The following is an 8,332-nucleotide window of genomic DNA, read 5'->3' on the forward strand; positions in this document are numbered from 1 at the left end:
GTGCCGACGTCCGTACGGGCGCTCCCACTCATGGCTCGACTCCCGCTCGCTCCGGTCCTCGCTCGTGCCTCGCTGCGATCCTCACTCGCGCTCGTCTTCGCATCAGGCCTTGTACTCCCCGCAGTTCACGTCAAGGGCCTGCCCAGTGATGCCGCTGGAAAGATCGCTCGCCATGAACAGGATGGCCGAGGCCACCTCGTCCTCGGTGGGCAGGCGCTTCAGATCACTGTTGACGGCCGCCGCCTTGTAGATCTCGTCGACGGTGGTGCCGTACTTGCCTGCCTGGTGTTCGAAGTATCCTTGCAGGGTGCCACCCCAGATGTAGCCGGGCAAAACCGAATTGACGCGAATGGTCTGCTCCCCCAGCTCGGTGGCCAGCGTCTGAGACATGGCAAGGAGCGCCGACTTGGCCATCTTGTATGCGCCGTACTTCGCCTGCGAATGACGTACCACCATCGAGTTTACGTTCACCACGGAGCCCTTGGCTTCCGCCAGCGCAGGGGTGAAGCCCTGGACCATCCGCAGCGCACCGAACACGGTCAGGTCCATGGCATCGCGCATGTGTTCGAAGGTGGTGTTCGCAAAGGGTCTCATCGAAGGCACCCGGAACGCGTTGTTGATCAACACGTCGACCTTGCCGTAGGCCTTGAGCGACTCCTCGACGAGATTGGTCACTTGAGCGTCGTCGGTGATGTCGGTGCCCACCGAGACGGCTCGCCTACCCAGGTCGGTGATCTGCTTGGCGACGTCCTCGAGTCGCTCGACCGTGCGGGCTGCCAGTACCAGGTCCGCACCCTGCTCGGCACATCGGCGAGCCAACGTCGTGCCCAGCGCGGGGCCGACGCCACTGATCACGACTACCTTGCCATCCAGCAATCCCGTCATGTCCTAACCCACCATCCTGTCGCCAATTTGCTTCTGGCGTAGCGCAATCCGCGCCCGCCAATCATCGTCGGAGATCTTATTCGACTCGTGGTACGGCAGCGCGGCGGCCACCTGGTCGATGTCGACCAGCTCCACCGTCGGGCCGTCGGCCTCGGTCAGCTCACGCGATACCCGCTGCCACCGGAACTGCAGGAAGCCCTTCTGATGCCCGAGCGTCTCCACCCAGTTGGTCACCCCTGGGTTCTGGTCGGACACCACGATGCGGATCTTGCCATCCGGATCTGCTTGCGCCTGAGTGCCGTTCAGCGTCGTTTGGTGGTTGATGTAGTCCAGCGAGATGTACCACAGGCTTCCGAGCTGGAAGCCGAGGTACGGCGCATCGGTGACGGGCAGGGCGATGACGAGCGCCCGGTCCGGCGTCAGGTCGAAGTGCCCCACCGACGAGTACTGGGTGGCCAGGCCGCCGGGGGTCAGCCGGGGCGGCACCATCGTGTTGACCGGGATGTCCATGTAGAACCACTGCGGAAACTGCAGCCACGTCTTGACCCGCTGAACGAGTTGCTTACCCGCTACGGCGTAACGCTTTTCGATGAGCTCCTTGGTCAACGGCGGCGGCGCGGTCCCCTCGGTATCGGTGCGCGATATCGCGAACGAGCCGCGCTGCGCCGACCAGTCGTTGTACACCTCGCGGATGACGAGCTGGGCCGAACCGGTTGGCGTGAATCGCCACTCGAAGGTGCCGTCGGCGGCGATGTCGAGCTCGCGGTCGTCGAAGGCCGTCTCGCTGTCGGGCACGTTGTCGTCGGTGTACTCGCCGCCGAGCAGCTGGAAGCTGACGTCGGTGGTGCTGCCGCGCCGGCCCGTGACCACGTACTCGTGGTTGGCCTGCACCCGGGTGCCGAAGTACATGGTGTCCGGGTTGTCCAGGCCCATCTTGGTGAACGGCCCCGTCCCCTCGTGGAGGAACGGGTGATCGCGGTCGTAGTCGAACGCGACGTGGGTGCAGGCCGCGATGCAGCCGGCCAGATACTGCAGACCCTCGAGAAGGTCGGCCTCGGATTCGATCAGGGGCGCTGCGGCGACGAGGCTCTCGGCCTCCGCAATCGCCTCGGCCAACGGCGTTGAGAACATCGGTGTTCAATCCTTCGCGGTTCAATATTGGACCGTGCTGGTAGATATTTCGACACTGAGACTAGAACGCGTTCTAGTTCTCGTCAACGGGCGACCCAGCGCCCTGCGGTCCATATCTGGAACGGATGGGTACAATTCTGCAATGCCAAGCAGCGAGTCTCCCGGTCGGATCTCACCGCCCACCGAGCGCGTGGTGTCGGTTCTCGGGTTCTTGGCACAGCACCCGCACGACCGTTTCGGGGTGTCGGACCTGGCTCGGCGGCTCGGTCTCAGCAAGCCGACCTGCCTTGGCATCGTGAGCACGCTGGCCGCGGCGGACTATCTGGTGCGCGACGGCCAGGACAAGACCTACCGGCTGGGGCCAGCGCTGATCTCTCTCGGCCACACCGCTCAGGAATCGATGCGGGTCAACCCCGCCGCCCGCGATGAGTTGCGCCGGCTTTCCTCGACGTACGGCACCACGGCCGCGCTGTCGGCGATCATCGACGACCGCATCACCCTGCTCGAGCTCGTCGGGCCGCCCGGCGCGGACGTCGGCGTCCGCGTGGGCCAGAGCTACCCGTTCGCCCCGCCCGTCGGCCTGATGTTCGTGCTCTGGGACGACGAAGCGCTACGGGACTGGCTGGCCAGGGAGCCGACGATTCCGCTGCGCACCGACACCGATCGGCTGGACCGCGTGATCGCCGAATGCCGCACCTCGGGCTATCTGGTCGAGCGGCTGACGCCGGGCGGACGACGGCTCTACGCCCTGATGGCAGGGATGTCGAGTGCACTACCCGATGAATTGCGCGCACTCCTTGGCGAACTGGTCTCCGACATCGGGGAGCGGGTCTACCTGCGCAGCGAGGCCAAAACCGGAGGACAGCGCCGCAGTGCCCGTTCAGATGTCAGCGTCATCTCGGCACCCGTCTACGACCACCACCGGCGCCAGGCGATGGTGGTGTCGTTGCAGATCGGACGGTCGCTCAGCGACGGCGAGATCACCAAGAGCGCCCGCGGCCTGATGACGGCGGCCGCCACGCTCACGGCGCAGTTGGGCGGGGCTGCGAGGTAGCCCGGTCAGGGCGTCGCCCCAAACGGTGCCGTAGCGGTCGAGGACCGGACGACGAGTTCGGGGTCGAAGACGACGTGGCGTCGCGGCAGCGGGTCCCCCGATACGGCGGTGAGAAGGAGTTTCGCAGCCATCGCGCCCATCTCGTAGTGCGGACGTCGCACCGACGTCAGCGGCACGGACAGCTGCTTGCAGAACGGGACGTCGTCGTAACCCACCAGAGAAATGTCGTCGGGAACCCGCACCCCGTGTTGGAGCAGCGCCTGCAGCAGGCCGAAGGCGATGAGGTCGATCGCCGCCACCACTGCGGTGGGGCGAGAAGCGGGCGTCAACCCCGCAAGCCGGGTGCCGATGGAGCGCCCGCCTTCGACGCTCAGCTCGGTCGGCATGACTTCGAGGACACCACCGGGCGCCTCCGTTACCGCAGTGTGCAGCCCGACCATCCGGTCGTGGACCGGGGTCGCCGTCGAGTCGTCCCCGACGAAGGCGATGCGCCGGTGTCCGAGTTCGACGAGGTGCTGACCGGCCAGCTTGCCACCTGCGAGGTCGTCGACCCCCACCGAGATGTTGCCATGCCCGGTCTCGAGACGATCGATCACGACTGCGGGCATTCCACCCGCCCGGATGTCGTGCGAGCCCTGGTCGAACTCGTCGTGCGGCACGACGATCACACCGGCCACCCGCGCTTCGGCGTAGACCCGCAAGTAGGCCCGCTCCCGTTCCAGATCACGCGCGCTGTTCGCGATCAGCACATTCCATCCCCGCGCGATCGCGTAATCCTCGACGCCGCGAGCGAGGTCGATGAACCCGGGGTTGTCGGTGTCGAGCAGAAGCATCCCGATCGTTTGCGAGTAGCCCGTCCGGAGATGCCGGGCGGCCTCGTGCCGGACATAGCCGAGCGCGGCCATCGCCTCCTCAACGGCCGTGCGCTTGGCATCGCTGACCCACTCGGGGTGGTTCAGCACGTTGGAGACGGTCCCCTGCGATACCCCGGCCCGTTCGGCAACGTCCTTCGTCGTCGCTCGCCGCGGCGTCTGACGATCCACTTGGCCGGCTCCCGGGTGCTCATCAATGTGACGCTTGACACGATTCAATGACGCATCCTAGCCTCCTCACTAGCAGTTGACACGATTCAAAACCGTCCGAATGACCTCTGGTTGCACACCCCAAGGAGATGGACCATGACGAGTTCGAACCGAGCACGCGGATTCGCCATCGCAGGCGCCCTGCTGGTCGCAGCCACCATGACCGCGTGCGGCAGCAACACGGGCTCGACCGGTGGGGGCGGCGGAACGGTCGCCTTCCTCATGCCCGACACCGGCTCGACCCGCTACGAGCTACACGACCGGCCCGGCTTCGAGAAGCGCCTCGGCGAGCTGTGCGCGGACTGCAAGCCGCTGTACAACAACGCCGACGGCAGCGCCGACAAGCAACAGCAGCAATTCAACTCGGCGGTCGCTCAGGGTGCCAAGGTCATCGTGCTCGACCCCGTCGACTCGGCCGCGGCCGCTTCGCTGGTCAACTCGGCCAAGGGCCAAGGCGTGAAGGTCATCGCCTACGACCGCCCGATCCCCGACACGAAGGTCGACTACTACGTGTCATTCGACAACGAGGACATCGGCAAGCAGATCGGGAAGTCGCTGATCGACAAGGTCAAGAGCCAGCCGCTGCCCCCGGGCGCAGGCATCCTGATCGTCAACGGTTCGCCCACCGACGCCGCCGCCGGCCTCATCAAGAAGGGCGTCCACCAGGCCGTCGACAACAGCGGCGTGCCGGTGCTCGGCGAGTACGACACCATCGAGTGGAAGCCAGAAAACGCACAGAAGTGGGTAGCCGGGCAGATCGCGCAGTTCGGCCCGCGCATCGTCGGAGTGGTGGCCGCGAACGACGGCACCGCCGGTGGCGCGATCGCCGCGCTCAAGGCGGCGGGCGTCAATCCCGTTCCGCCGGTGAGCGGTAACGACGCGACGGTCGCCGGACTGCAGCTGATCATCGCGGGCGACCAGTACAACACCATCAGCAAGCCGAGCGAGATCGTCGGCGGTGCGGCGGCCGACGTCGCGGACAAGTTGCTCAAGGGCGAGACGCCGGAGGCGAAGACGACCATCTTCGATTCCCCAGCCGAACTGTTCACCCCGACGCTAGTCACCCAGCAGAACCTCAAGGCCGAAATCATCGACAAGAACATCACGCCCGCGTCGGAGCTGTGCACCGCCGAGTACGCCGCGGCGTGCTCGCGGCTCGGCATCGGCTCGTGACGGCGGTGGCCTCCGGAGCTGCAGCAGCCCCCTCGACCACCACCCTGCTGAGCTTGCGGGGCGTCAACAAGTCCTTCGGGGCAGTGAATGCGCTCACCGACATCGAGCTCGACGTCTCCGAAGGGGAAGTCGTCGCACTCGTCGGTGACAACGGCGCTGGTAAGTCCACGCTCGTCAAGGTTCTGGCCGGGGTGCACCAGCCGGACTCGGGGACGGTCACCTTCGCGGGCAGCACCGTCGCCATCAACGACCCGAGCGCCGCCATCCAGCTCGGCATCGCCACGGTCTTCCAGGACCTGGCGCTGTGCGAGAACCTCGACGTGGTCGACAACCTCTTCCTCGGCCGCGAGCTGAACCCGTGGCGACTCGACGAGACCGCGATGGAGGTTCAGGCCTGGAACCTGTTGCAGCAGTTGTCCGCCCGGATTCCGACGGTGCGCATCCCCGTCGCGTCGTTGTCCGGCGGCCAGCGCCAGACGGTGGCCATCGCCCGGTCCCTGCTCGGCGAGCCCACGGTGATCGTTCTCGACGAACCGACCGCCGCGCTGGGCGTGGCCCAGACCGCCGAGGTGCTCGACCTGATCGAACGGCTCAAGCACCGCGGGCTCGGCGTCGTCATGGTCAGCCACAACATGGAGGACGTCCGTGCGGTGGCCGACCGCATCGTCGTGCTCCGCCTCGGCCGCAACAACGGCGAATTCGACGCCAGGACGGTTTCCACCGAACAACTGGTTGCCGCCATCACCGGCGCGTCCGACAACGCAGTCACCCGTCGCAGGGACCGCACGGGCACCGAGGACAACGACGACGAAGCGGAGGCGCCATGACCTCCACCCACACCCCTCCTGCGCTCGACCGGAGCGACGAGCGCCTCCGACAGGACGACGGATTCGGCGGTGCGTTGCGATCGTTCTGGCGCAGCGTCCGTGCCGGTGATGTCGGCGTGCTGCCGGTGGTCGTAGGTCTGCTGGTGATCTGCACGATCTTCCAGTCGCTGAACCCGATATTCCTATCCAGCGCCAACCTGGTGAACCTGACGCTGGACTCCTGCGCGGTCGGCATCATCTCGCTCGGGATCGTCTGCGTGCTGCTGGTTGGTGAGATCGACCTGTCAGTCGGCTCCGTGAGCGGCCTGTCCGGTGCGATCGTCGGGGTGCTGTCCGTCCGGCACGGCTGGAACTGGATGCTCGCGGTGGTTCTGGCGTGCGCCGTCGCGCTGCTCATCGGCCTGATCTACGGGATCGCGCTCACCCGGTTCGGCATGCCGAGCTTCGTGGCGTCGCTGTCCGGGTTGCTGGCGTTCCTGGGCCTGCAACTTGCGATCCTCGGCGACCAGGGTTCGGTCAACCTCCCGTTCGACTCGACTCTGGTGCAGTTCGCCCAGGTCGCGTTCGTGCCGGAATGGTTGTCCTACCTGCTGGCCGCGCTCGCAGGCGTGGGGCTGTTCGCCAGCGGCTACGAACGGCGCCAACGCCGCAAGAAGGCCAATCTGTCCGCACAGTCGCTGAACTATCTGGTGCTGCGGTCGGTCGCACTGGTCGCGGGCCTCGGAGCGTTCGCCTGGTACCTCAATCAGGAACGCGGCGTCGGTTGGATGGTCGTGTTGTTCGTCGGCTTGGTGCTGGTACTGAACTACGGCTTCACCCGCACCAAGTGGGGACGTAGCCTGCGCGCGGTCGGCGGCAACGAGGAGGCCACCCGCCGGTCGGGCATCAACGTGCGGCGGATCTACCTCACCGCATTCGCGGTGTGCTCGTTCCTCGCCTGCGTCGGCGGCATCCTTGCCGCGGCCCGGCTGGCATCGGCCAATCTGTCCAGCGGCACCGGCGACGTGAATCTCAACGCGATCGCGGCGGCGGTGATTGGCGGCACCAGCCTATTCGGCGGCCGCGGCAGCGCGTTCTCGGCGTTGCTGGGAACGCTGGTCATTGCGTCGATCGCCAGCGGGTTGACGCTGTTGAACCTGGATTCGTCGTACCGGTTCATCATCACCGGCCTCGTCCTCGCGGTCGCGGTCGCCATCGACTCGGTCGCGCGCAAGTCGCGTGCGAGCCACGGCCGCGCATGACCCCAAATCCAAACCGACGACAAGGAGACGGACCATGCCCAATCGCGCAGCGGTGATGACCAAGCTCGAACACATCGAGATCCAAGAGCGCCCGGAGCCCGAGCCCGGCCCCAGGCAGGCAGTGGTGCGAATCCACGCCGTGGGCATCTGCGGTTCCGACACCGCCTACTTCAAGATCGGGCGGATCGGCGACTACGTGGTCGACGGTCCGATCGTGCTCGGCCACGAGGTGTCCGGGGAGGTCGCCAAGGTCGGCAGTGAGGTGACGAACGTATCGGTCGGCGACCGCGTCGCCATCGAACCGGGAACCCCGTGCCGCGACTGCAAGGAGTGCAAGGCCGGTCGCTACCACCTGTGCCCCGATCTGGTGTTCCTGGCCACCCCGCCCTACGACGGTGCGCTGATGGAACTGATGGCGATCGACGCCCGCAATCTGTACCCGATCCCGCAGGAGATGTCGTACGAGGAGGGCGCGCTACTCGAGCCGCTGTCGGTCGGCATCTGGGGCTGCAAACGGGCCAATCTGGCTGCGGGCGACGACGTCCTCGTCACCGGCGCCGGTCCGGTGGGGCTGTTGGCGGCAGCCGCAGCCCGCGCGTTCGGGGCGGGCTCCGTGACGGTGAGCGATTTCTCCGAGTTTCGCATTGGACTGGCCCGGAGGATGGGCTTCGCGACGGAGACGCCCGAGGCCGCCACCGACAGGACGTTCGACGTACTGCTCGAGTGCTCGGGTGCCCCGGGTGCACTCGCCGCGGGAATGGCCCGGCTGGCACCCGCGGGGCGCGCCGCCATGATCGGGATGCCCAAGCAGGACGTCCCGCTGCCGCTGGCGGAGCTCAACGTCAACGAGGTCTCGCTGAGCCTCGTCAACCGGTACAACCACACCTGGCCACTGGCGATCGAGTTGGTGTCGTCGGGCCGGATCGACGTCAGCGAGCT

At 66.7% G+C, this 8,332-nt stretch carries 8 protein-coding genes; 5 read left to right on the forward strand and 3 right to left on the reverse strand.

Annotation, left to right across the window (positions count from 1 at the left end):
* Positions 1–102: 102 nt before the first annotated feature.
* Both QOC69_RS32855 and QOC69_RS32860 read right to left on the reverse strand, forming a co-directional pair.
* The gene (locus tag QOC69_RS32855; RefSeq protein ID WP_526446672.1) at positions 103–885 is read right to left on the reverse strand and encodes an SDR family NAD(P)-dependent oxidoreductase; all 783 of its coding nucleotides are present in this window, start codon (positions 883–885) and stop codon (positions 103–105) included.
* A 3-nt stretch (positions 886–888) separates the two neighbouring features.
* The gene (locus QOC69_RS32860; RefSeq protein WP_526446673.1) at positions 889–2,016 is read right to left on the reverse strand and encodes a hypothetical protein; all 1,128 of its coding nucleotides are present in this window, start codon (positions 2,014–2,016) and stop codon (positions 889–891) included.
* A 142-nt stretch (positions 2,017–2,158) separates the two neighbouring features.
* On the opposite strand from QOC69_RS32860, the gene QOC69_RS32865 reads away from it, so the two are divergent.
* Positions 2,159–3,070 carry an IclR family transcriptional regulator gene (locus tag QOC69_RS32865; RefSeq protein ID WP_526446674.1) on the forward strand — a complete coding sequence of 304 codons (912 nt, stop codon included), beginning with the start codon at positions 2,159–2,161 and terminating at the stop codon, positions 3,068–3,070.
* A 5-nt stretch (positions 3,071–3,075) separates the two neighbouring features.
* Here the strand turns inward: QOC69_RS32865 and QOC69_RS32870 are convergent, their stop codons facing one another.
* A complete protein-coding gene (locus QOC69_RS32870; RefSeq protein WP_526446675.1) occupies positions 3,076–4,113 on the reverse strand; it encodes a LacI family DNA-binding transcriptional regulator in 1,038 nt (345 codons plus the stop codon).
* 135 nt (positions 4,114–4,248) lie between these two features.
* Between QOC69_RS32870 and QOC69_RS32875 the strand changes: the two genes are divergently transcribed.
* From QOC69_RS32875 to QOC69_RS32890, 4 genes are all read left to right on the forward strand, one after another.
* Positions 4,249–5,325: an ABC transporter substrate-binding protein gene (locus QOC69_RS32875; RefSeq protein WP_526446676.1), complete on the forward strand. Its 1,077-nt coding sequence runs from the start codon at positions 4,249–4,251 to the stop codon at positions 5,323–5,325.
* On the forward strand, positions 5,322–6,152 hold the full coding sequence (locus tag QOC69_RS32880; RefSeq protein WP_526446677.1) for an ATP-binding cassette domain-containing protein: 831 nt from the start codon (positions 5,322–5,324) through the stop codon (positions 6,150–6,152). Before QOC69_RS32875 ends, QOC69_RS32880 begins: the two co-directional genes overlap by 4 nt.
* Positions 6,149–7,393, forward strand: a complete 1,245-nt coding sequence (locus QOC69_RS32885; RefSeq protein WP_526446678.1) for a sugar ABC transporter permease — start codon at positions 6,149–6,151, stop codon at positions 7,391–7,393. Before QOC69_RS32880 ends, QOC69_RS32885 begins: the two co-directional genes overlap by 4 nt.
* Positions 7,394–7,427: 34 nt before the next feature.
* The coding region (locus QOC69_RS32890; RefSeq protein WP_526446679.1) for an NAD(P)-dependent alcohol dehydrogenase at positions 7,428–8,332 on the forward strand (905 nt) is incomplete at its 3' end.

Origin of the sequence: Mycobacterium sp., from assembly GCF_032162105.1 — a bacterium.
Classification (GTDB): Bacteria; Actinomycetota; Actinomycetes; order Mycobacteriales; family Mycobacteriaceae; genus Mycobacterium.